This is a genomic window from Marinomonas sp. SBI8L (assembly GCF_001624705.1).
Classification (GTDB): Bacteria; Pseudomonadota; Gammaproteobacteria; order Pseudomonadales; family Marinomonadaceae; genus Marinomonas.
In genome coordinates, this window is sequence record NZ_JSEO01000002.1 from 316230 (window position 1) to 337572 (window position 21343).

Genomic DNA, 21343 nt, shown 5'->3' on the forward strand with positions numbered 1-21343 from the left:
AATGAATCGTATAAAAAACTGTTTTGCTGAATTAAAGCGTACTAATAAAAAAGCATTGATTCCATTTGTAGAGGCGGGTGATCCGAGTCCAAACCACACAGTTGATATTATGCATGGGTTAGTCGCTTCGGGCAGTAGTATTATTGAGTTAGGAATGGCTTTCTCAGACCCTATGGCAGATGGCCCTGTTATCCAGTTAGCATGCGAAAGAGCTTTGGCCGCTGGTATTACTGTGGCTAAAGTGCTTGAGATTGTGGCGGAGTTTAGAACTAAAGATAATACAACACCTGTTGTTTTAATGGGCTATTTAAACCCAATTGAGTTCTTTGGTTATGAAAAATTTGCAAAAGCAGCAAAAGAAGCGGGTGTAGACGGTATTTTATTGGTCGATCTGACTCCAGAAGAAGCGACAGATGTAGTAGAATGCTTTTCGCAGAATGATATTGATCTGATTTATTTATTAGCGCCGACGACAACAAAAAGCAGAGCTAAAAAAATCTGCGAGCAGGCTTCGGGCTATGTTTATTACGTGTCAGTGAAGGGGGTTACTGGTTCTGCAACTTTAGATGTAGACAGTGTTCGCTCGCACGTAGAAAGTTTAAGAGAAATTACTGACCTACCTATCGGTGTTGGTTTTGGTATTCGTGATGCTGAAACAGCAAAAGCTATTAGCCAATGTGCTGATGGCGTTATTGTTGGTAGTGTTTTGGTGAATGCAATTGCAGATAACCAAACGCAACCCAATGACGTAGTTGTTAAAGCTTTATCAAATATCTTAACGCCTATGCGTACCAGCATGGACAGTGTTTAAGTTAGTTTAAAAGACAGAATTGGAGTTTAAATGAGTAGTTGGCTAGATAAATTTGTTCCTTCAAACTTTAGAAGTGAAGCAAAATCTCGTAGTTCAGTACCAGAAGGCCTTTGGAAAAAGTGTCCAAAATGTGAAAATGTTTTGTACCGTCCAGAGCTAGAAAAGAATTTAGATGTTTGCCCTAAATGCGATCATCATATGCGTATAAGTGCGCGTCGTCGTTTAGACTTATTCTTAGATCAAGAAGGCCGCACTGAAATTGCGTCTGACTTAGAGCCAGAAGATAAGTTGAAATTTAAAGATTCTAAGCGTTATAAAGATCGTTTAGTTGCGGCGCAAAAAAATACTGGTGAAAAAGATGCCTTAGTAGCGATGGAAGGCACACTCAACGGCATGCCTATTGTTGCTGTTGCTTTTGAATTTAGCTTCCTAGGTGGATCAATGGGTTCAATTGTAGGCGAGCGTTTTATTCAAGCTGTTAATGTTTGTTTAGAAAAACGCATTCCATTAGTTTGCTTTTCAGCAAGTGGTGGTGCTCGTATGCAAGAAGCTTTGATCTCTCTAATGCAAATGGCTAAGACAAGTGCTGGTCTTGAGCGTATGAAACAGCAGGGCATTCCATATATTTCTGCTATGACAGATCCAGTCTTCGGTGGTGTTTCAGCCTCTCTTGCTATGTTGGGTGATTTAAATGTTGCAGAACCAAATGCATTGATTGGTTTTGCCGGTCCTCGCGTTATCGAACAAACTGTTCGCGAAAAACTTCCTGAAGGCTTTCAGCGCAGTGAGTTCTTATTAGATAAAGGTGCGCTAGATATGATTATATCGCGTCATGATTTGCGCGATCGTTTATACAACATTCTATCTATCCTTACTAATAAGGCTGCTTGATTTAATGCACCCTAAGTCTCTTTCTGAATGGCTTTCTTATATAGAAAGCCAGCATCCAAATAATATTGAATTGGGTTTAGATCGTTGTTCAGCTGTATTAGATAAGCTGAATTACGATCGACCAAAAAATGATATTTTCACTATCTCTGGTACCAATGGAAAAGGTTCAACCTGTACCTTTTTAACCCATTTTCTAGGCTTGAATAGTTTAACAGTAGGTACTTTTACTTCCCCTCATTTTGTTCGTTTTAATGAGCGAATTGCGATAAATGGTGAACCAGTATCGGATGAAGTTATTTGCCAAGCTTTCTCGCATATTGAAGAAATAAGAGGTGATATAGCGTTAACTTATTTTGAGTTTAATACGCTAGCAGCCATTTATATTTTCTCTAATGCAAACTTGGATTACTGGGTGTTGGAGGTTGGCTTAGGTGGTCGTCTTGATTCAGTGAATATGATAGATGCTGATATTACTGCTGTAACTTCAATATCATTGGATCATATAGATTGGCTAGGCGATTCACTAGAAGTGATTGCAGAAGAGAAGGTAGGTATCGCAAGACGGGGTAAGCTTTTGGTCAGTGGTGTTAACAACCCACCTAAAAGTTTAGCTGCAAAAGCTCAAGAAATAGGTGCAAATTTAAAGCAAAAAGGGAGTGATTTTCACTTTAGCTTAAATACGAATAGCACATGGTCTTGGCAAGGTAATGGGCAAACTGTTACTGATCTGCCTATTCCAAGTTTACCTGTTGAGAATGCAGCTACTGTTTTAGCGATTTTAAGTTACAGTGGTTTTCCATTAGAGTTTGAAACCCTTAGTAAATTAATGCTGGATGCAAAGCTAACCGGGCGTTATCAAACATTAATGACATCACCTAATGTAATTTTAGATGTCGCTCATAACCCTGAGGCTGCTCAAGAACTGCAGCGCAGAATTGAAGCATCTAATAAGGATGCTGTTGCTGTCTGTGGAATGCTACACGATAAAGATATTGAATCAGTATTAACTTGCCTAAAAGGAAGTTTTAAGCGCTGGTACTTAGCTGATTTGGAGGCGCCAAGAGGCGCTAGTGCAGCTCAGTTATCTCAATATTTAAATGTTTCAAAAGAGTTTGAAAATGTTGCTCAAGCATTTGATGCAGCGATTGAAGATGTTGGAACAGATGATACAAATATTATTGTATTCGGTTCGTTTGTAACCGTTGCTGATTGTATTTCTCATCACGAAGATAAATATTAACTCAATTTAAACAGGTTCAGGATTAATGCTGGATAAAAGTTCTACACATAGGCTCATTGGTGCTGGCATTATGCTAGTTGCCGCGGCAGCATTACTTCCCGTTATTCTTGATGGTGAAAGACCGCCTGAACTTGATCAAATTATCAAAGTATCAAAAGCACCAGTTATACCCGAGGTTGTCATTAAACCTGTGCAGCCTCTACCTAGTGTCGATAAGCATGTTGAGTTTAAAAAGCTAGAGAAAGCAAAAGATGTTGAAATAGCTAAAGATGTTGATGCAAAGTCAAATGAGCCTGTTTCTAAGCCTGTTAAACCAGCTAAACAAGAAGAGAAACAGGTTAAGGCGCCTGTCGTTGTAAAAAAATTAGAAAAAACCAGCAAGAAGGCAAAATGGACTCTTCAAATTGCTAGTTTTAAAAGTAGAGAGAATGCTAATGCGCTTGTTAAAAAGCTTCAAGCTGCTAACTATCCTGCCTACACGATCACAACCAAAACTCTGTTTAAAGTTTATGTTGGCCCTGAAATTAAAAGATCAAGATCCGAGTCTTTGAAACAAGAGATTAAGGAGAAATTTTCTCTTGATGGTTTCATCGTTAAATATTCTGCAAATTAGATTTATTTAAAGTTTTATGCCTTGGCATTTAATCGACTTCTGGTAAACTTCACTGCGGATTAGATGAGGCAAATATGGATCAGATTAGTTCTATTGCGACCCTTGATTGGGTTGTTTTCGCAGTCATAACACTATCAACGCTATTAAGCCTGAAACGCGGTTTTATTAAAGAAGTATTATCCTTAATAACATGGGTGTTGGCCTTTGTTATTGCCGTGAAGTTTTCATCTCAAATGCAAAGCCTTATTGTTGATCAAGTACAAAATGATCAAATCCGTTATATAGTCGCATTCGCATCGTTATTTGTTGCAAGCTTATGTGTAGGCGCATTAATTAATTTTTTACTCGGCTCCTTAATCAAGATTACTGGCTTATCCAGTACAGATAGGGTGTTGGGAATGTTGTTTGGATTTGCTAGAGGCACACTTATTTTGGTTGCCTTTACATCTTTGTTAAGTTTAAGTCCTGTTGTAACTGAAACAGACTTTTGGAAAGACTCTAAGTTGGTACCCAAGTTGGTCGTACTTAAAGATTGGGCGCGTGATATGTTAGGCAAGGGTTCGGATTATATAGATCCATCCCTCATAGAACGCGCTCTTGGCAGTTAGAGAAACAGATTCAATAAGTAACAAGTTTGTTGTGATTTATTGAATCCCAACAAACAGCTTAACGAGAACTGTTTCTTGAGTTTTAGGTGAATTTCACCACCCCAAACACGAGGAATTTAAGCATGTGCGGTATAGTTGGTATCGTGGGTACTTCATTGGTTAATCAGGCTATCTATGATGCGTTAACCTTACTACAGCATCGTGGACAAGATGCTGCAGGTATGGTGACAAGCCATAATGGTAAACTTTGTTTACGTAAAGATAATGGCAGTGTTAGTGAAGTTTTTAGAACACGTCACATGAAGAAGCTCCTGGGTAATATAGGCATAGGTCATGCTCGTTATCCAACCGCTGGGACTTCTAGCTCTGCTGAGGCTCAGCCTTTCTATGTCAACTCACCTTATGGTATTTCACTTGCTCATAATGGCAATCTGACTAATACAGAAAAGCTTGGACAAGAAGTTTTTGAATCAGATTTACGTCATATTAATACCACTTCTGACTCAGAAGTATTGTTAAATGTGCTTGCTCATGAATTACATCAAGAAGGTAAATTAATCCCTAAGCCTGATGATATCTTTAATGCGGTTGAACGTGTTTATAATCGAATTGAAGGTGGTTATGCCGTTGTCGCGCTGATTACAGGTTATGGCATACTTGCTTTTCGTGATCCTGATGGCATCCGTCCTCTTATTTATGGTTCACGTATTACTGAAGCTGGTGATACCGAATACATGATAGCTTCAGAGAGCGTTGCTCTTGATGCAGCTGGATTTAAAGTAGAGCGTGATATTAAGCCTGGTGAAGCCATCTTTATGGATCTAAATCAGCAGGTTCACTTCAGACAATGTACACCTGAGAAAATCTCTCGCCCTTGCTTGTTTGAGTATGTTTATTTTGCTCGACCAGATACAGTTATCGACAATATTTCTGTTTATAAAGCTCGTATAAATATGGGTGAAAAACTGGCGAAGAAGATTGCTGTTGAATGGGCTGATTTAGATATAGATGTTGTCATTCCAATTCCAGATACAAGTCGTACTGCGGCACTGCAAATAGCACAAGAAATAGGGGTTCCATTTCGAGAAGGCTTGGTTAAAAATCGCTACATCGGCCGTACTTTCATTATGCCTGGTCAAGAGGTTAGACGTAAATCGGTACGTCAGAAACTAAACCCTGTCCCATTTGAATTTAAAGATAAAGCTGTTTTATTAGTGGATGACTCTATTGTACGAGGCACCACCAGTAAAGAGATTATTGAGATGGCTCGTGATGCCGGCGCTAAGAAAGTTTATATCGCCTCTGCTGCACCTGAAGTTCGTTATCCAAATGTCTATGGTATTGATATGCCTGCGGCAGAAGAGTTAATTGCACATAAGCGTGATGTTGGCGAAATTTGTGAATTAATAGGTGCTGACGGTTTAATCTTCCAAGATCTGAATGATCTTATTGATGCTTGCATCGATGAAAAACATTCGGATGTAAGAGAGTTTGATACATCTGTATTTGACGGTAATTATATAACCGGCAATATTGATGAATCTTATTTAAATCGATTAGAAGCATCAAGAAAAGACACGCAAAAGCAAGAATCACAACCGCAATCAAATGACATGATGCGTCCATTCTAGTAACCTCTTATAAATAAGAGAGTTTTTTGATAACTCTCTTATTTATCTCATTTTTTTTGATTTTCTGGAGATTTTCTACTCTCCATCCCGTGTTAGGAATTTATTATGTCGGAATATAAAGATGCTACCCAAGCAATTCACGCTGGTATCAAACAAACTAATGAGCAGGAAAATAGCGAAGCGATTTTTATGACTTCTAGCTTTGCTTACTCTAGCGCTGAAGAAGCTGCTGCTATGTTTGGTGGTGATATGGATGGCAACGTATATTCTCGATTCACAAACCCAACAGTTGCTTTATTTGAAAAGCGACTTGCCAGCCTAGAAAAAGGTGAAGCCGCGATAGCGACAAGTTCTGGTATGGCAGCATTAATGACACTTGCATATACCTTGCTTAAATCTGGAGACAGAGTTGTCTGCTCTAGAAACATTTTTGGTTCATCAATAAAGTTCTTTGATGCTTACACCACAAAATTTGGTATTGATGTTGTTTATGTTGATGCAACTGATTATGACGGTTGGGCTAAGCTAGTTGATGATAATACACGTCTTTGTTACTTTGAAACGCCTTCAAACCCTCTGTATGAAGTAGTTGATGTGCAAAGAGTCGCAGATATATGTCATGCTAAAAATGCGCTCTTATGTGTCGATACTGTTGTAGCGACACCGGCATTACAAAATCCGCTTACTCAAGGTGCTGATATCGTAATGCAGTCAGCAACTAAATTTATTGATGGTCAAGGGCGCTGTTTAGGTGGTGCTTTAATTTCTAGCCAAGAGATTGTTGATCAATTTACCGGCTTTATGAGAAGTGCAGGGCCTGCAATGAGTCCATTTAATGCATGGACACTACTAAATGGTCTAGAGACCTTGTCATTACGTATGAAGGCTCATTCTGCTAATGCAATGAAGTTAGCTCAATGGTTGGAATCTCACCCCAAAGTGATCAAGGTAAATTACGGTGGCCTTGCTAGTCATAAATACCATGAGTTAGCAAAGCAACAGCAAAAAGATTTTGGTGGTTTATTATCATTTGTTGTTGAGGGTGGAAGAGAGTCTGCTTGGAAGGTAATAAATGGAACTAAGTTGATGTCTATTACTGGTAATCTAGGCGACACAAAAACGCTTGTGACGCATCCAGCGACAACCACTCATGGACGCTTAACTGATGAACAAAAAGCTGCGGCAGGTATTGCTGAAGGTTTGGTACGCATTTCAGTAGGTCTTGAAGATATCGAAGATATTATCAATGATTTAAGAACTGGATTGGATAGCTTGTAAGTTGACAGCTTTAATCAAAAAAACGACCTTATTAGGTCGTTTTTTTATGTCTAAAGAAATTTATTTAGGTTCAAGATCATCATCATCTTGAGCCAAAAATTCGGCTTCTTTTTCAGCAAGCCTTTTTTCAGCTTCTTTTTTAAGTACAATCTTTTGAACTTCTAATACAAACTTTTCAATGAATTCCTGAACGCTTTCTTGGGTCTTAGTAAACTGCCAGCTGGTGGATTCCGTTCTCGCATAAACCATCTTAGCAATAAGTGCGCCGATCTTCTTACCTTTATATGTGACAACAAACTTCATTGAAGTATTTAATTCATATTGAGGGGTGTCTCCTAGAGAGCAGCCAGTAAAACTTAAATCAGTGCAGTTGAAACGAGTGTCACGGTCAATATGAAATACAAGAGGGTAGCCATGTGTATCTACTCTCACTGCATTTCGTTTATTTGAAGATTCATATGTGAATCCAATTTCTTCTAAGTTATCCATTGGTTTAATCGCTTAATTCTTCTCTAAAACAAATTCTACACGCCTGTTGAGGGCTCTATTATCTTCATTATTATTAGGAGCAATAGGGACACTGTCAGCATAACCTGTTGCTGTCATCCTTTGTGGCGCTATTCCTTCTTCTAAAAAGTATCTCAAGACAGTGGTTGCTCTTATTGCTGATAGCTCCCAATTACTAGGGAACTTAACTGTGCGAATTGGAATATTATCCGTATGGCCTTTGATATTGATTGAAAATTCATAATAGAATTGGAACATTCTAATAAGTTCTTCAAAAATATAATCTGCTTGCCAAGAAAGTTCGGATTCACCAGATTCAAATAAGGTTTGGCCATCAACTGTAATGATGAGTTGGTCACCGTTTTGTTGAACAGAGACAACATTGCTTATTTGGGATACCTCCAGCTGTTTGTGAACCTCTGCAGTCATTTCCTCTATTTCTTTTAGCTCTTCTTGCTCCAGTACTTCGGCAGCACCAGCAGTATTAGTTGAGGACGTAATAAAATCATCATTCACACCAATCTGATGCTCCTCTGGTTGTACTACGTTCTCACCACCCGCTGAGTGTTTTTCTGGGTCTTGGGTAACATTAGCACCACTACTGTTCATTGCAATTTGAATGGAAGATAGGGCCGACTCTAACGTATATTTAGAGACTTTTGTCATACTAAAAAGCAAGATAAAGAAGACTAAAAGTAGTGACATTAGATCGGCATAGGTAAAAATCCAATCTGCGACATCTTCTTGTTCAAATAACGGATCATCATTCATTTGCGTGAGCCAGCTGCTTTTTCGTTCTCTTTATCACCTGCCGTTGGTAGTTTTCTTTGTTTGGCCGGTATATATGAAGATAGGCGTTCATAAACCGCTAGGTAGTTATTACTACCCATTAAGCTAACAGTACCATCACGGATGATTTCTAAAGTTTGTATTTCTAGAATTGTTCTTGCTTTAAGTTTACCTGCTATTGGCAAAAAGATAACTGTTGCCATCAAAGAACCATAAAATGTAGTAAGAAGGGCCACCGCCATAGATGGGCCTATCATTTCCGGGTCATCAAGTCTTGATAGCATTTGTATCAAGCCTATCAAGGTGCCAAGCATGCCAAATGCGGGGGCATATGATCCCATTTTTTTGAACACATCTTGTACTACATAATGACGAATTTTTAGTGAATCGATATCCGCTTGTAATGTTTTTCTTATGTAGTCCTCATCATTAGCATCGGACGCCATATTGAGTGCACGTTTTAAGAAAGGTGAATCGGCTTCAACTCGACTTAATGCGATGAGACCTTCACGACGGGCAAGTTTAGTCAATTGAAGCATTGTCGCTATCATGACTTGCGGGTTCTGTTTATCTTGCGAAAAAATGATAAAGCCGGCTTTAAATGCGGCCAAGGTGTCTCGTATCTGAAAGGTAACTAAGGTAGCTGCAAGCGTTCCTCCGATTACAATCATGACACCTGGTATATTGATAAAGATGCTGAAATCATTACTTCCAAGCACAATGGCGTAAAGAATTAAGCCAAAACCCGAAATAATACCAACCAGTGACGTAAAATCCATCTGCAGTGTTACCTTAATAAAATCAAAACGTTAATAATTTAACTCATGTTTTTCTAAAAAACACCTTTGATTAATAAAAGAGTACGAAACTCATGATTTTTTCATCTATTACTGAGTGAATATTAGACAAGAAATGCGAGATAATCGTCAATGTAACAAAGTGTAGTTTTAATGGAGTTTTAAAGCCAAAGAATAATGGCATGCTTTAATTTGGCGTTATCAATCGGCGAATAAAGTTGTGAGGCAGTAGTCTTGATAGAGTGGGGCTTGATACTAAGTAGAGTTAACTGATTAGAGCCCACCAAATCTTTGATAAAAGCTATCATCTGCTGGAGGTAGTTTACCCATTTCATTTTCTAAATGTTTATCTAGCCAACTATCTGCTTGTGCATATAAAGACTGATACAAACTTCGGCACAATTGTCTTGCTTGATAACCTTCCCATTCATTTGGAAGCAGAGGGTCTGGTAACTGAGGGTCTTTCAAAACAATTTTACGATACTCGTGTATCAGTAATGTTCTTGCGAGATGACACTCTTGATCGGTCAGATTCATATTTTGTTTTATTGTTTGATACAAAGGGGTGAATCTAGCAATAAACTGATGGTATCTTTGCGCTAGTTGATCTAAATTCCAACTTTCGTTTACTTGCTTATATAAAGCTTGTGGGCTTTTTTCAGAAATTGCTTCGGTTTGCATGACGATGACATCTTGCTGACAATTTAATTCGTTTAGTAAAGCGGTAATGTCATGACGGTTAATTCTAGGATGTAAAAGCACATCATTACCCATTGAACCAAAGCTTAGCCATTCAAGTTCATCTCTAACCTGCTTACGCATATCATTTTTTAACTGATTAAGAAAAACAAGACACCAGCTACCATGCCAATGGGGGGTCTTCATCTGATAAACATGCTCGAAAGCATTGTGAAAGCGTTTAGAGCCAGATTGAGTTAGAGAGTAATAACTGCGTCTGCCTTGTTTATCCGCATTCAGCCAATTTTCATTTACTAATCGATAAACGGATGTTCGTACAAGCCTCTCATTAATACCAAAAGGCGAGAGCAATTCAAATAAACTACCTAACCATACCTTATCTGCTCTTGGAGTAATTGCATCACCAAATAAGCTAATAATAAGAGAGCCTGCACGCAAAGGTCTTTGCTTTTTAAAGTCATCTAACAAAAGTGTTAACTCAATTTGTGCTGACATCTATATATCTCATATTATTGGCGTTAAAAGTCTATGATGAAGCATTATATAGTTCACTAAAGTGCTAAAGCTAATAGAATCATGTATTTACTTCTCATTCGACTCTATTTTTGGTGCCAAAGATGTACTTTTTATAAACTCATCCATACGCACTCTCTTTTCTTCTACGTGCGCAAGAGGTTGGCATTCTTCTAAGCTTTGAAGGCAGCGTTGGGCTAAGTGTTGATATTCTTCTGTACCAAGATACTTCCATTTTATCTCTTTATCTCTAAGTTTACGTATCACTTTTGCTGGTGAGCCAATGATAAGCGAGGCTTCTTCACACTGAAAGCCTGCTTTGACTATTGCACCGGCTCCTACGAGAGAGAATGCCGCAATTTCTGCATTATCCAGGATAACAGCATTCATTCCAATAAGGCTGTCAGTACCAACAATGCAACCATGTAACACTGCGCCATGCCCCACATGTCCGTTTTCTTTAATGACAGTATCTGACTTAGGAAACCCATGTACGACACAGTTGTCTTGTATGTTTGATCCTTTATTCATAACGATACGACCAAAATCTCCCCTTAGAGATGCATTTGGACCAACATAACATTGTTCACCTACATGAACGTCACCAATGAGTACAGCTGTTGGGTGGACAAATGCATTTGGATGTACCACAGGGCAAATACCATCCAATTTATAACATGGCATAAAAACTCCCAAGATTTTGTTAAGTTGAAGGTTAATTTAATCTTAATAATATGACACAAAAAATCATTAGTCTATAAGTTGACCTGTATCATAAAGTTATTATAATCGAAATAAGCGAACGAATAAAACTAGAGCATAAACCATGATGGTTTAGCCATTAATGAAAGTGATTCTATGATGACAAAAGATCCTGAAGCAGTACTGATTGTTGAAAAAATTGAACAGCACATATGTCTATTAACATTAAATAGATCTAAGCAATTAAATGCGCTCAATAATGAGTTATTGGGTCAAATTGCTAAGCAGGTTTCGATTGTTGATGAGGACGATGATATTCATTGCATTGTCATAACTGGCAATAGCAAGGTGTTCGCAGCAGGTGCGGATATTAATGAAATGTCGAATATGAATATGCAGGGACTTTTGTTTGATCAAAGAGTCGATTATTGGCAAACAATTTCAAATTGTAAAAAACCGATTGTCGCAGTGATAAATGGTTATGCCTACGGCGGTGGATGCGAGCTTGCCATGCACGCAGACATTCTTATTGCAGGTGATAACGCCAAATTTGCGCAACCTGAAATTAAGCTTGGCATCATGCCAGGAGCAGGAGGAACCCAAAGGCTTTTACATGCAGTTGGTAAATCCTTAGCAATGCAAATGGCCCTGACTGGCGATCCCATAAATGCAAGACAGGCACTTAATTCAGGTTTAATAAGTGAAGTGTGTGTACCTGAATTAAGTTTAGAAAGGGGGTTATCCATTGCAAAGCGTATATCAGAGCAAGCTCAAATAGCGGTAAAACAGATCAAGCAAAGTATTCTCAAAGCACAAGATTGTGATTTATCTACCGGGCTTGCTTTTGAGCGGCAGGCTTTCTGCCTTCTTGCTGCAACGGAAGATAGACAAGAAGGTTTACATGCTTTCAAAGAAAAAAGAAAACCAATATTTAAAGGTCGCTAACACTAAGTATTCACATTAATGCTTTTTATAGGCTTTGAATATTGCTTACGAGCCGACTTCCAGTCAATAAGATAAAGGAATCATTCATGAAAGATAATGCTCAACCGTTCGAAACAATATTGCTTGAAATTAATCAGGGCATCGCGGTTCTAACACTCAATAGACCTGAGCAGTTGAATAGCTTTAATGGGCTTATGCATGAAGAGGTGCGCTCTGCGCTTAAGTTAATAGAGACAAACAGCAGTATTCGGGTTCTTGTCATTACTGGTGCTGGTAGAGGCTTTTGTGCAGGACAAGACTTATCAGATAGAAATGTTGCTCCTGGGAGTGAGGCGCCAGATTTAGGTGAATCGTTGGTATTAAGATACAACCCTATGATTCGTAAAATTAGAGCCTTGCCTATGCCTGTGATATGCGCCGTTAATGGTGTCGCAGCAGGAGCAGGTGCGAACATTGCACTAGCTTGCGATATTGTTTTAGCGGCAAAATCAGCAAGCTTTATACAAGCTTTTTGTAAGCTAGGTTTAATACCAGACTCAGGTGGTACTTGGAGCTTACCCAAATCAATTGGTATGGCACGAGCGAAAGGTTTAGCGCTGTTAGGGGAAAAACTATCTGCTGAAAAAGCTGAATCTTGGGGTTTAATCTGGCGAGCTGTTGAAAATGAATCTCTAATGGATGAGGTAATGTCTATGGCTCAACACTTTTCAGAACAACCAACAAAGGGCTTGGCATTAATAAAACGTGCTTTACATGCGAGTGAGGAGCAAAGCTTTGATGCTCAACTTGATTTAGAACGAGATTTGCAGAGATTAGCAGGCCGATCTGATGATTATCGTGAAGGTGTTAGTGCTTTTATTGAAAAAAGACCAGCGAAGTTCACTGGTAAGTAGCAGAAATGGAGACTAACACTATGACACTATCTAAAGCATTGATAGCAAAGTTTGATAGCACCAGCGTTGTTGCTGTTATAGGTGCTGGCGCTATGGGAGCAGGTATTGCTCAAATTACGGCGCAATCAGGCCATAGGGTATTACTTTTTGATCAGAATGAAGCTGCAATTTTCAAAGCTAAAGAGTCGGTTGCTTTACAGTTACATAAGCGAGTTTTAAAGGGGAAGTTAAGTCAGGAAAATTATGATTTATGTTTAGAAAATATTATCCCGACATATTCAATGGATGAGTTGGCAAGTGCCGATTTAGTCATAGAAGCAATCATAGAGAGCCTAGAAGTTAAGCAGTCTTTATTTCTTGAGTTAGAGTCGATTTGCAAAGAAACCTGCATATTTACCTCAAATACCTCATCTATTTCTATAACATCCATCGCGTCTAAGCTTTCTAGGCCAGAGCGCTTCTTAGGGCTTCACTTTTTTAATCCTGCACCAGTCATGTCATTAGTCGAAGTCATTAGTGGATTAGCAAGCGATCAAGCACTCGCCAAAGTTTTATACCAAGCGTGTATTCGTTGGGGTAAAAACCCTGTTTACGCCAAAAGTAGTCCAGGTTTTATTGTCAACCGAGTTGCACGTCCATTTTATGCAGAAGCATTAAGAATATTAGATGAACAGGGAGCCAGTATTTCGCAAATAGATGAACTAATGCGAGAGTGTGGCCGTTTTAAAATGGGGCCGTTTGAGTTGATGGATCTAATTGGACATGATGTTAATTATGCTGTGACGGAGTCTGTATTTCGCGCCTATTACCAAGATCCCAAGTTTAAACCATCTCTGAGTCAAAAAAGTTTATTAGAAGCAGGGTTTCTTGGAAGAAAAACAGGACGAGGCTTTTATCAATATAATTCCAATGGAGAGAAATACTTACAGAACAATATTACGGATTTACCAATAGATAGAAATTGGAGTGAAAGCAAAGCGCCAGATGGGCTCATAAAACAAATACAAGTCATATCAAAACAAGAAAATCAGCCAAGTCAGATGAGTCCAACCAAGGGTTTAATTGAGCGCTTTCTAAGTAATAATTTTTATTTTGATAATGAAACCAATCAAGACTTAGAGCAGCAAATAATTACCATTTTTAAATTCGGCGAGGCACATATAGCGTTAACAAATGGCCTTACTGCAACCGAAAGAGCGAAAGAAGAAAAGCTAAATAATTTGGTGTTATTTGACTTGGCATTTGATTACTCAAGCATTACTAAGTTAGCAATTAGTGCTTCAGATAATTGTTCATCACAAGCTCTAGATGATGCCTTTACCTTATTCGATTTAATTGGAATAACGCTAATTAAACTCGATGACATTCCAGGCTTAGTATTAATGAGAACATTGGCAATGTTAACCAATGAAGCGGTAGAAACCCGCTTACAAGGCGTTGCGACAGGTGAAGATATAGATAAGGCAATGTGTGCTGGAGTTAATTACCCTCAAGGGCCAATAGCCTGGGGGCAAAGAGTTGGGTTAACTCTTATTCATCAAGTGCTTACAAATCTCCAACTTAGTTATGGCGAAGATAGGTATCGACCCTCATCTTTGTTAAGACGTTTAAGTGTTAGCGGTAAAAAAATAGTAAATGAGCTCGCTCAATAAACTAAAATTATAAAAATTACTTTTGGTGTTATAAATGAATCAATTACAAAATGCTTATATTATCGATGCAATTAGAACCCCAATTGGACGATATGCTGGATCACTTTCGAGTGTGAGAGCCGATGATTTAGGTGCTATTCCAATCAAATCGCTCATGTCTCGTAATCATACTGTGAATTGGAGCAAAGTGGACGATGTTATATTAGGCTGCGCTAACCAAGCTGGAGAAGATAATAGAGATGTAGCAAGAATGAGCGCCTTATTAGCAGGCCTTCCTATTTCTGTTTCAGGTACCACTATTAACCGATTATGCGGCTCGGGTATGGATGCCGTTGGGTATGCTGCTAGGGCGTTAAAGACAAATGAAAGTGCTTTGATGATAGCTGGTGGCGTTGAGTCAATGTCTAGAGCACCTATGGTCATGGGGAAAGCTGAAAGCGCTTTTAGTCGACAAGCTGAACTTTTTGATACTACGATAGGCTGGCGTTTTATAAACCCCTTAATGGAAGAAAAGTATGGTGTAGATTCTATGCCAGAAACGGCTGAAAATTTAGCGCAAAAATACCAAATAAGTCGCCATGATCAAGATATTTTTGCTTATTTAAGCCAAGAAAAAACAGCTAAAGCGCAAGCTGAAGGGCGCTTTGAACAAGAAATCACGCCAGTCTTGATTAAACAGAGAAAGAAAGAAGACAGGGTGATTGATCAAGATGAGCACCCAAGGTTAACCAGCTTAGACAAGTTAGCTCAACTTAAAGCACCCTTTAGGAATGAAGGCAGTGTAACAGCAGGAAATGCGTCTGGTGTAAACGATGGCGCTTGTGCTTTGCTTTTGGCTAATGATGAAGCCATCACTGAGCATGGCTTGAAGCCAAGAGCAAAGATACTTGCTATGGCGACTACAGGTGTTGAACCTAAGTTTATGGGGATTGGTCCAGTACCAGCAACACAAAAAGTATTGAGGCAACTTGGTTTATCATTAGATGACATGGATGTCATTGAATTGAACGAAGCCTTTGCGGTTCAAGCTCTTGCTGTTATTCGTAACTTAGACTTAGACGAAAATGATTCTAGGATTAATCCCAATGGTGGCGCAATTGCATTAGGGCATCCTTTAGGTATGAGTGGTGCTCGTTTAATTACCACTGCGTTACATGAACTAGAATTAAGAGCTAGCAAGGGTGAGAGGTCAAAATATGCGCTTTGTACAATGTGTGTAGGTGTCGGTCAGGGGATTGCAATTGTGATAGAGCGAATTTAGTTTGCTTTTCTGCGGTTAAACCTTAAGTGATAAAACAATGCCTTTAATGATTAGTTCTGACCTTTAAAGGCATTCATATAAGAAGCAAAATATTATGATTTGAGGGATGATTTGTATAAATATAATCGTCTTTATTGAGAGGTTAAGTATAAAAGCTTCAATTTTATGCTTTGAACAAATTTCTTCACTAAATTTTATGCGTGTATTTTTCATTATTATTTCTGTCGACAACTTATTAGTTAAGGTATTCCTTAAATAATTGCTAAGCGCCTAACCTACACTTTCCCTGCCAAAAGCATTCATTGCTTTGTGATAATTATTTATGATTTTTAAAAAGCTAAAACCAACTTATCTTATTATTTGTTGCTTGACGAATAGGTGTTGAGAGAACCGATAGAAGTAATAAAATTACGTGCTTTTTCGCTGGAAATGAAAAAAAACAAGTATGAAATATGAGTAAAACAGTATGATTTTCAGTGCTTTAAGGGCTTTATGATTACTTTTAGTTATTTTTACTTGTTTGACTATAACCCAAATAGAGGCTCTTTACGGGGATTAATAGGTGCTTTCGAAACTATGAGAAGAGACGATTCTAGATAGCAATTTACTCAGATTCTAAAGCACATTTATTTTAACAACTTTTCCGATGTTAATCCTATAATCTAAGTTATACAGGGATGCCTTGTTATAAAATTAGTTATAGATAAAATGCATTTATATTCCAAAAAGAAATAAAAAAACTCCATTTATATTTCAAAATACTTTGTAAATTTAAAGTAAATGCGGATAGTATGGCCACCGGTCCTCGAGATCGACAATAGATGGCCAATTTAGCGCTTAAGTATTTACTCTACTTAAATTGCCATTATTTCAATAAACAATCTAGGGTGATCAAAGATCAAAGTCGCCAACTTGATAGCCGCCCACTTCGGGCTTAAAACTTATTGCTATACGGTTCCAGCTATTTATCGTGGTAATAACCAACGTCAAATCTACCAGCTGCTCTTCTGAGAAATGCTCTCTCGTTGACTTATATAGTTGATCATCAATTTCATTTTGATGAATTAATGTATTTGCTTCAGCCCAAGCTAGCGCTGCACGTTCTTTTTCACTAAAGAAGTTTGTTTCTCTCCATGCTATCAAACTATGTAACCTTTGCTCTGTTTCACCCAATGCTCTTGCATCCTTACAGTGCATATCAAGACAGTAAGCGCAGCCATTAATCTGTGATACACGTATTTTTACTAATTCTGATAGGGTGCTATCCAAAGTATTTTTGATTTTGTAACAGCTAGAAATATACTTTTCAGCTTCAATTAAAGTGTTCATTGCGCCAGGGGATGCTTGAAAATGGTTAAGTCTTTGTGACATGGTATTGCTCCTTAATGGATTGATCGTATGAAGCAAGATTAGACTTAGCGCTTTATTAAAAATTGGATAAAAACGACTTAATGCCAACACTTGATGATATTAATTATCTTAAAATCTCTCCAGAACCGCCTTTGGCTGATTATGTACAAGCCATATGGTTGGCACGGCATGATAAGAACAAAGAGGTATTAGCCTTTCGCTTGTTAAGCGATTGTGGTTCTTGCATTTTGTTTAACTATGGTGATGAGATTAGATTAACAAGAAATAATCACTCGCACAGGCTTTCAAAACAGGCCGCGGTAGTAGGACCAAGCAAAGCGCTTTTTGAGATTGGTTTTAATAATCAAATTTGCACACTCGGTATTAATTTTCACCCCGGTACTGGTTGTGCTTTCTTAGAGAGTGGAATGGAGCAATTGATTGATAGAATAGACATTTCTAATGAAACACATTTTGCAAATACTCATCATATGTACATCAAATTTGAAACTGAAATTAAAGCAGTAACAGGTGAAAGCTTACTGAGAAAAGTAGAAGAAAGTTTAATTCGTAACTTGTCTAATTATCACTTACAAGCTTGGGATAAATTAGAATCTCTCATTACTCTTTTTAAGCGCGAACAGGATATGCCATTAGAGTTATTAGCGGATATGTCTGGTGTTTCCGCTAGAGAAATTCAAAGAAAATTTAAACAGTACGTTGGTATCAGCCCAAAAGTTTATCAAAGGCTCATGAAGCTAAATAAGGTTAAAGCTAGGCTATCAAGTGGGGATTATGAAAGCTTAACTCAGTTAGCAATTGATAATGGCTATTATGATCAAGCCCATTTTATACGAGAGTTTAAATACTTTATGAAACTCACGCCAAAACAGTACCGAAAATTAATGGAAAACAACTAAATTGAGCGCGCTCAATTAATTCGTCTTGTTAATAAGACATCAAAATGGAAGCTTTCATGTTAAACACGCTATCGATTTCAAATTATCGCTCATTAGTTAAGTTAGTTATCCCTTTAGGTCGACTTAATTTGATAACGGGCGCCAATGCTAGTGGTAAGTCTAATCTATATAAAGCCTTGAGATTATTAGCTGAAACTGCCCAAGGAGGGGTTGTCAACGCTCTCGCAAAAGAAGGAGGGCTTGAGGCTTGTTTTTGGGCTGGGCCAGAAGTTATTTCAGATAGAATGAGACGAAGTGAGATCCCTATACAGGGTGGACCAAGAAGCAAGGCGAAACGTTTAAGGCTAGGCTTCACAGGAGATGACTTTGGATATTCAATTTCTTTAGGTTTGCCTAAACCGAGTAATTCTGCTTTTTCATTAGATCCTGAGATTAAAAGAGAATGTATTTGGGCTTGTCACTCTGGCTCAAGTACATATCGTCCAGCATCGTCTCTCATCGACAGAGATGCAAGCTTGATTAAAATTAGAGAAAAGCGTAATTGGCAGGTAATGAGTCAAAATATAGCTACTTTCGATAGTATTTTTAGTCAGATATCAGACCCAGATAAAACGCCAGAAGTAATCACTCTAAGAGATAATATTAGACATTGGCGTTTTTATGATCATTTTAGAAGTGACATGGATGCGCCTGCAAGGCATGCTCAATTAGGGACAAGAACGCCAGTTTTACATCATGATGGTCGAGATCTTGCTGCTGCACTGCAAACGATTAATGAAATTGGGAGTCATGAGGCTTTGGCTGACGCCATTAGTGATGCTTTTCCTGGAGCGCACTTAAAGATAGCGATAAAAGAAGATGCTCGTTTCGCGATTGAGTTTTACCAATATGGCTTGTTAAGGCCTTTATCCGGGCATGAGTTATCAGATGGTACTTTACGGTACTTGTTATGGGTGGCAGCACTATTAACACCAAGACCTCCACCATTAATGGTGCTTAATGAGCCTGAAACAAGTTTACATCCAGATTTATTGCCTGCTTTGGCAAGGCTTATCATCAGCGCCTCTGAGCGAACTCAAGTCTGGGTCGTATCTCATGCTTCAAGGCTTATTGCTGCCCTTGAAGAGCATGAAGAATGTCACAGTATCTGCTTAAAAAAAGAGTTGGGGGAAACAAGCGTTGTGGGTCAAGGTATGCTTGATGAGCCACATTGGGTATGGCCAGATGCGAGTAAATAATGTCAAGTTTGATGAACCTGACACAAATATTAATTGTTAGTCATGGTGTTCCTGATGTGGCATTTGATAATGACTTGAGTTTGTTATCATAAGCTCAACATGGGCGTATCAAACCGGCCATGTTTGCCGTATTAACTCTTAATTTAGCGAACCCGTTTTCTGCCACATCGTGATGGAATTTATGTACAGATACTAGAATATCAGCATTGAGAGTGAAGTTTTTGTCAAAAGACTCTTCAGAAAATACCATATTTACAGAGTCACGAATGTCATTAATAAGAGTCAGATATTTATCTATATTCTTACGTGAACCTATGTTCTCGAATCCTGTGTTGAGATACTTCCAATCCATCTCTTTAACCTTCTTATAATTATTCTCAAGTGGTGATATATCAAGTGCGCCGACTAATCTGAAGTAAGGGATAAAGTCCTCTGGTTTAATCGCATCAGGGTAATGACGTACACCTTTACCTTCCAATAAGAGCATTTAATTTTCAATACTATGAGTATCCGCACTATTAGGGAGTGGGCATTACGCTATTCAAACGGATTGATTCACTACAAATGATGTCTAGTTGAGTGATGAAGTATCAAGCTTTGCTAGTCCTTTTACTTCAACTAGCTTTTCTTAACCAGATGACACTTCTTTTTCGGGAGGTGGATTTTAGGGCTAAATATGTTCTTTTTTTCACGCATATCTAGCTGATATCCATTTCATAAAACTCTCCGATACAACTTCTTAAGTCTTGTTTCAACGTGATACTTGTTTGGCATAGGAGGCTTAATTTTACACTTTAAAACACTCGTTAGGATACGTAATAAACACTTTTTTTATGATTGTTGTGTTGTATTTTTATCATTCTAAAACAATTAGTTATCTAATTAATAGTTAAATTTAGCTATGTAAAATCAATTAACGACACATAATTTTATTGTTTTTGATCTTTATTGTGTCATAAACTTAATGCAAGTTAGTCAAACCTAATAGCCAAAATTAGTAGTTATAGAGGTGGTAATGTACGCTCAACTTGTCGAAACAGGGGTTAAAAAAGTCAAAAGTCAGGATGAAATGAGTCAGGACGAGAGTGACTTTCAAGCAAAAATAGATGCTGAAATTAAAATTGAAGCTAAGAATTGGATGCCCGAAGCTTATAGAAAGACTTTGATAAGGCAGATCTCTCAGCATGCCCATTCTGAAATTGTTGGTATGTTACCAGAGGGGAATTGGCTAACGCGTGCGCCAACTTTAAAGCGTAAATTGCAGCTATTAGCAAAAATACAAGATGAGGCCGGTCATGGCCTATATCTATACAGTGCAATGGAAACACTAGGTGCAGATAGGGATGTAGAAGTAGAAAAGCTGCATACAGGAAAAGCAAAGTATTCGAGTATTTTTAATTATCCAACCCTAAATTGGACAGATATGGGAGCGATAGGCTGGCTGGTGGACGGCGCAGCCATAGTCAATCAAGTGGTATTACAAAGAACCTCTTATGGCCCTTATTCACGTGCCATGGTGCGAATTTGCAAAGAAGAAAGCTTTCATCAGCGCCAAGGTTACGAAATTTTATTAACTATTATGCAGCATGGTACAGATGCACAAAAAGCCATGGTTCAGGATTCAATTAATCGTTTGTGGTGGCCGTCTCTTATGATGTTTGGCCCTACAGATGATGACTCTCCTAATTCTAAGCAATCCTTAGCTTGGAAGATTAAACGTAAATCAAATGATGAATTACGCCAAATGTTTATCGATCAAACGATTCCTCAACTTGAATTTCTAGGCTGTACCGCACCTGATCCGGACTTAAAGTGGAATGAAGAAACGGGGCACTATGATTTTGGTGAAATTGATTGGAGTGAGTTTTACGCCGTGTTAAAGGGCAATGGTCCTTGTAACCAAGAAAGATTAGCTAAACGTAAAAGTGCGATTGATAAGGGTGCTTGGGTAAGAGAAGCCGCTGTTGCCTATGCTAAAAAACAAGAATCAATGAAGGGAGCTTAA

21 protein-coding genes are annotated in these 21343 nt (G+C 38.3%); 14 read left to right on the top strand and 7 right to left on the bottom strand.

Annotated features, from left to right (window positions below; genetic code table 11):
* Nucleotide 1: 1 nt before the first annotated feature.
* The 7 genes from trpA (at nucleotide 2) to OA91_RS03520 (ending at nucleotide 7072) form a co-directional block, all read left to right on the top strand.
* Complete coding sequence (gene trpA / locus OA91_RS03490; RefSeq protein ID WP_063337173.1) at nucleotides 2–811, top strand: tryptophan synthase subunit alpha; 810 nt, start codon at nucleotides 2–4, stop codon at nucleotides 809–811.
* Nucleotides 812–841: 30 nt separating this feature from the next.
* Nucleotides 842–1702 (top strand): acetyl-CoA carboxylase, carboxyltransferase subunit beta, encoded by an 861-nt coding sequence (accD, locus tag OA91_RS03495; RefSeq protein WP_063337174.1) that lies wholly within the window; start codon nucleotides 842–844, stop codon nucleotides 1700–1702.
* Nucleotides 1703–1706: 4 nt separating this feature from the next.
* Nucleotides 1707–2942, top strand: coding sequence for a bifunctional tetrahydrofolate synthase/dihydrofolate synthase (gene folC / locus OA91_RS03500; protein ID WP_063337175.1), 1236 nt, complete (start codon nucleotides 1707–1709; stop codon nucleotides 2940–2942).
* A gap of 25 nt (nucleotides 2943–2967) precedes the next feature.
* Nucleotides 2968–3555, top strand: a complete 588-nt coding sequence (locus tag OA91_RS03505; RefSeq protein ID WP_063337176.1) for an SPOR domain-containing protein — start codon at nucleotides 2968–2970, stop codon at nucleotides 3553–3555.
* 74 nt (nucleotides 3556–3629) lie between these two features.
* Nucleotides 3630–4163, top strand: a complete 534-nt coding sequence (locus OA91_RS03510) for a CvpA family protein (protein ID WP_063337177.1) — start codon at nucleotides 3630–3632, stop codon at nucleotides 4161–4163.
* 122 nt (nucleotides 4164–4285) lie between these two features.
* Nucleotides 4286–5794, top strand: coding sequence for an amidophosphoribosyltransferase (gene purF / locus OA91_RS03515; protein WP_063337178.1), 1509 nt, complete (start codon nucleotides 4286–4288; stop codon nucleotides 5792–5794).
* 105 nt (nucleotides 5795–5899) lie between these two features.
* Nucleotides 5900–7072 (top strand): O-succinylhomoserine sulfhydrylase, encoded by a 1173-nt coding sequence (locus OA91_RS03520; protein ID WP_063337179.1) that lies wholly within the window; start codon nucleotides 5900–5902, stop codon nucleotides 7070–7072.
* A 60-nt stretch (nucleotides 7073–7132) separates the two neighbouring features.
* Here the strand turns inward: OA91_RS03520 and OA91_RS03525 are convergent, their stop codons facing one another.
* The 5 genes from OA91_RS03525 to OA91_RS03545 form a co-directional block, all read right to left on the bottom strand.
* On the bottom strand, nucleotides 7133–7561 hold the full coding sequence (locus OA91_RS03525) for a PilZ domain-containing protein (RefSeq protein ID WP_063337180.1): 429 nt from the start codon (nucleotides 7559–7561) through the stop codon (nucleotides 7133–7135).
* A 12-nt stretch (nucleotides 7562–7573) separates the two neighbouring features.
* Complete coding sequence (locus OA91_RS03530) at nucleotides 7574–8350, bottom strand: OmpA/MotB family protein (RefSeq protein ID WP_046017379.1); 777 nt, start codon at nucleotides 8348–8350, stop codon at nucleotides 7574–7576.
* Nucleotides 8347–9147 (bottom strand): motility protein A, encoded by an 801-nt coding sequence (locus OA91_RS03535; protein WP_046017380.1) that lies wholly within the window; start codon nucleotides 9145–9147, stop codon nucleotides 8347–8349. Before OA91_RS03535 ends, OA91_RS03530 begins: the two co-directional genes overlap by 4 nt.
* Before the next feature lie 291 nt (nucleotides 9148–9438).
* The gene (gene paaX / locus OA91_RS03540) at nucleotides 9439–10359 is read right to left on the bottom strand and encodes a phenylacetic acid degradation operon negative regulatory protein PaaX (protein WP_063337181.1); all 921 of its coding nucleotides are present in this window, start codon (nucleotides 10357–10359) and stop codon (nucleotides 9439–9441) included.
* 87 nt (nucleotides 10360–10446) lie between these two features.
* Nucleotides 10447–11061, bottom strand: coding sequence for a phenylacetic acid degradation protein PaaY (locus tag OA91_RS03545; RefSeq protein ID WP_063337182.1), 615 nt, complete (start codon nucleotides 11059–11061; stop codon nucleotides 10447–10449).
* Nucleotides 11062–11238: 177 nt separating this feature from the next.
* Between OA91_RS03545 and OA91_RS03550 the strand changes: the two genes are divergently transcribed.
* The 4 genes from OA91_RS03550 to pcaF all read left to right on the top strand — a co-directional run bounded on the left by OA91_RS03550 (nucleotide 11239) and on the right by pcaF (nucleotide 15830).
* Nucleotides 11239–12024, top strand: a complete 786-nt coding sequence (locus OA91_RS03550) for an enoyl-CoA hydratase-related protein (protein ID WP_063337282.1) — start codon at nucleotides 11239–11241, stop codon at nucleotides 12022–12024.
* A gap of 86 nt (nucleotides 12025–12110) precedes the next feature.
* Nucleotides 12111–12917 carry a 2-(1,2-epoxy-1,2-dihydrophenyl)acetyl-CoA isomerase PaaG gene (gene paaG, locus OA91_RS03555; protein ID WP_063337183.1) on the top strand — a complete coding sequence of 269 codons (807 nt, stop codon included), beginning with the start codon at nucleotides 12111–12113 and terminating at the stop codon, nucleotides 12915–12917.
* 20 nt (nucleotides 12918–12937) lie between these two features.
* A complete protein-coding gene (locus OA91_RS03560) occupies nucleotides 12938–14569 on the top strand; it encodes a 3-hydroxyacyl-CoA dehydrogenase (RefSeq protein WP_063337184.1) in 1632 nt (543 codons plus the stop codon).
* A gap of 34 nt (nucleotides 14570–14603) precedes the next feature.
* On the top strand, nucleotides 14604–15830 hold the full coding sequence (gene pcaF / locus OA91_RS03565) for a 3-oxoadipyl-CoA thiolase (protein ID WP_063337185.1): 1227 nt from the start codon (nucleotides 14604–14606) through the stop codon (nucleotides 15828–15830).
* An 891-nt stretch (nucleotides 15831–16721) separates the two neighbouring features.
* Here the strand turns inward: pcaF and OA91_RS03570 are convergent.
* Nucleotides 16722–17201 (bottom strand): carboxymuconolactone decarboxylase family protein, encoded by a 480-nt coding sequence (locus OA91_RS03570; protein WP_063337186.1) that lies wholly within the window; start codon nucleotides 17199–17201, stop codon nucleotides 16722–16724.
* 80 nt (nucleotides 17202–17281) lie between these two features.
* Between OA91_RS03570 and OA91_RS03575 the strand changes: the two genes are divergently transcribed.
* Together OA91_RS03575 and OA91_RS03580 are read left to right on the top strand one after the other, a co-directional pair.
* Nucleotides 17282–18100, top strand: coding sequence for a helix-turn-helix domain-containing protein (locus OA91_RS03575; RefSeq protein WP_063337187.1), 819 nt, complete (start codon nucleotides 17282–17284; stop codon nucleotides 18098–18100).
* A gap of 56 nt (nucleotides 18101–18156) precedes the next feature.
* Entirely contained in the window at nucleotides 18157–19338 is a 1182-nt protein-coding gene (locus OA91_RS03580; protein WP_063337283.1) for an AAA family ATPase, read from the top strand.
* 94 nt (nucleotides 19339–19432) lie between these two features.
* On the opposite strand, the gene OA91_RS03585 is transcribed toward OA91_RS03580, so the two are convergent.
* Nucleotides 19433–19825 (bottom strand): hypothetical protein, encoded by a 393-nt coding sequence (locus OA91_RS03585; RefSeq protein WP_063337188.1) that lies wholly within the window; start codon nucleotides 19823–19825, stop codon nucleotides 19433–19435.
* 528 nt (nucleotides 19826–20353) lie between these two features.
* Here OA91_RS03585 and paaA point away from each other — a divergent pair.
* Complete coding sequence (paaA, locus tag OA91_RS03590) at nucleotides 20354–21343, top strand: 1,2-phenylacetyl-CoA epoxidase subunit PaaA (RefSeq protein WP_063337189.1); 990 nt, start codon at nucleotides 20354–20356, stop codon at nucleotides 21341–21343.

What these genes read in the sequence shown, in the direction of transcription:
- trpA (WP_063337173.1), top strand. Translation starts at nt 2, where the DNA reads ATGAATCGTATAAAAAACTGTTTTGCTGAATTAAAGCGTACTAATAAA.
- accD (WP_063337174.1), top strand. Translation starts at nt 842, where the DNA reads ATGAGTAGTTGGCTAGATAAATTTGTTCCTTCAAACTTTAGAAGTGAA.
- folC (WP_063337175.1), top strand. Translation starts at nt 1,707, where the DNA reads ATGCACCCTAAGTCTCTTTCTGAATGGCTTTCTTATATAGAAAGCCAG.
- OA91_RS03505 (WP_063337176.1), top strand. Translation starts at nt 2,968, where the DNA reads ATGCTGGATAAAAGTTCTACACATAGGCTCATTGGTGCTGGCATTATG.
- OA91_RS03510 (WP_063337177.1), top strand. Translation starts at nt 3,630, where the DNA reads ATGGATCAGATTAGTTCTATTGCGACCCTTGATTGGGTTGTTTTCGCA.
- purF (WP_063337178.1), top strand. Translation starts at nt 4,286, where the DNA reads ATGTGCGGTATAGTTGGTATCGTGGGTACTTCATTGGTTAATCAGGCT.
- OA91_RS03520 (WP_063337179.1), top strand. Translation starts at nt 5,900, where the DNA reads ATGTCGGAATATAAAGATGCTACCCAAGCAATTCACGCTGGTATCAAA.
- OA91_RS03525 (WP_063337180.1), bottom strand. Translation starts at nt 7,561, where the DNA reads ATGGATAACTTAGAAGAAATTGGATTCACATATGAATCTTCAAATAAA.
- OA91_RS03530 (WP_046017379.1), bottom strand. Translation starts at nt 8,350, where the DNA reads ATGAATGATGATCCGTTATTTGAACAAGAAGATGTCGCAGATTGGATT.
- OA91_RS03535 (WP_046017380.1), bottom strand. Translation starts at nt 9,147, where the DNA reads ATGGATTTTACGTCACTGGTTGGTATTATTTCGGGTTTTGGCTTAATT.
- paaX (WP_063337181.1), bottom strand. Translation starts at nt 10,359, where the DNA reads ATGTCAGCACAAATTGAGTTAACACTTTTGTTAGATGACTTTAAAAAG.
- OA91_RS03545 (WP_063337182.1), bottom strand. Translation starts at nt 11,061, where the DNA reads ATGCCATGTTATAAATTGGATGGTATTTGCCCTGTGGTACATCCAAAT.
- OA91_RS03550 (WP_063337282.1), top strand. Translation starts at nt 11,239, where the DNA reads ATGACAAAAGATCCTGAAGCAGTACTGATTGTTGAAAAAATTGAACAG.
- paaG (WP_063337183.1), top strand. Translation starts at nt 12,111, where the DNA reads ATGAAAGATAATGCTCAACCGTTCGAAACAATATTGCTTGAAATTAAT.
- OA91_RS03560 (WP_063337184.1), top strand. Translation starts at nt 12,938, where the DNA reads ATGACACTATCTAAAGCATTGATAGCAAAGTTTGATAGCACCAGCGTT.
- pcaF (WP_063337185.1), top strand. Translation starts at nt 14,604, where the DNA reads ATGAATCAATTACAAAATGCTTATATTATCGATGCAATTAGAACCCCA.
- OA91_RS03570 (WP_063337186.1), bottom strand. Translation starts at nt 17,201, where the DNA reads ATGTCACAAAGACTTAACCATTTTCAAGCATCCCCTGGCGCAATGAAC.
- OA91_RS03575 (WP_063337187.1), top strand. Translation starts at nt 17,282, where the DNA reads ATGCCAACACTTGATGATATTAATTATCTTAAAATCTCTCCAGAACCG.
- OA91_RS03580 (WP_063337283.1), top strand. Translation starts at nt 18,157, where the DNA reads ATGTTAAACACGCTATCGATTTCAAATTATCGCTCATTAGTTAAGTTA.
- OA91_RS03585 (WP_063337188.1), bottom strand. Translation starts at nt 19,825, where the DNA reads ATGCTCTTATTGGAAGGTAAAGGTGTACGTCATTACCCTGATGCGATT.
- paaA (WP_063337189.1), top strand. Translation starts at nt 20,354, where the DNA reads ATGTACGCTCAACTTGTCGAAACAGGGGTTAAAAAAGTCAAAAGTCAG.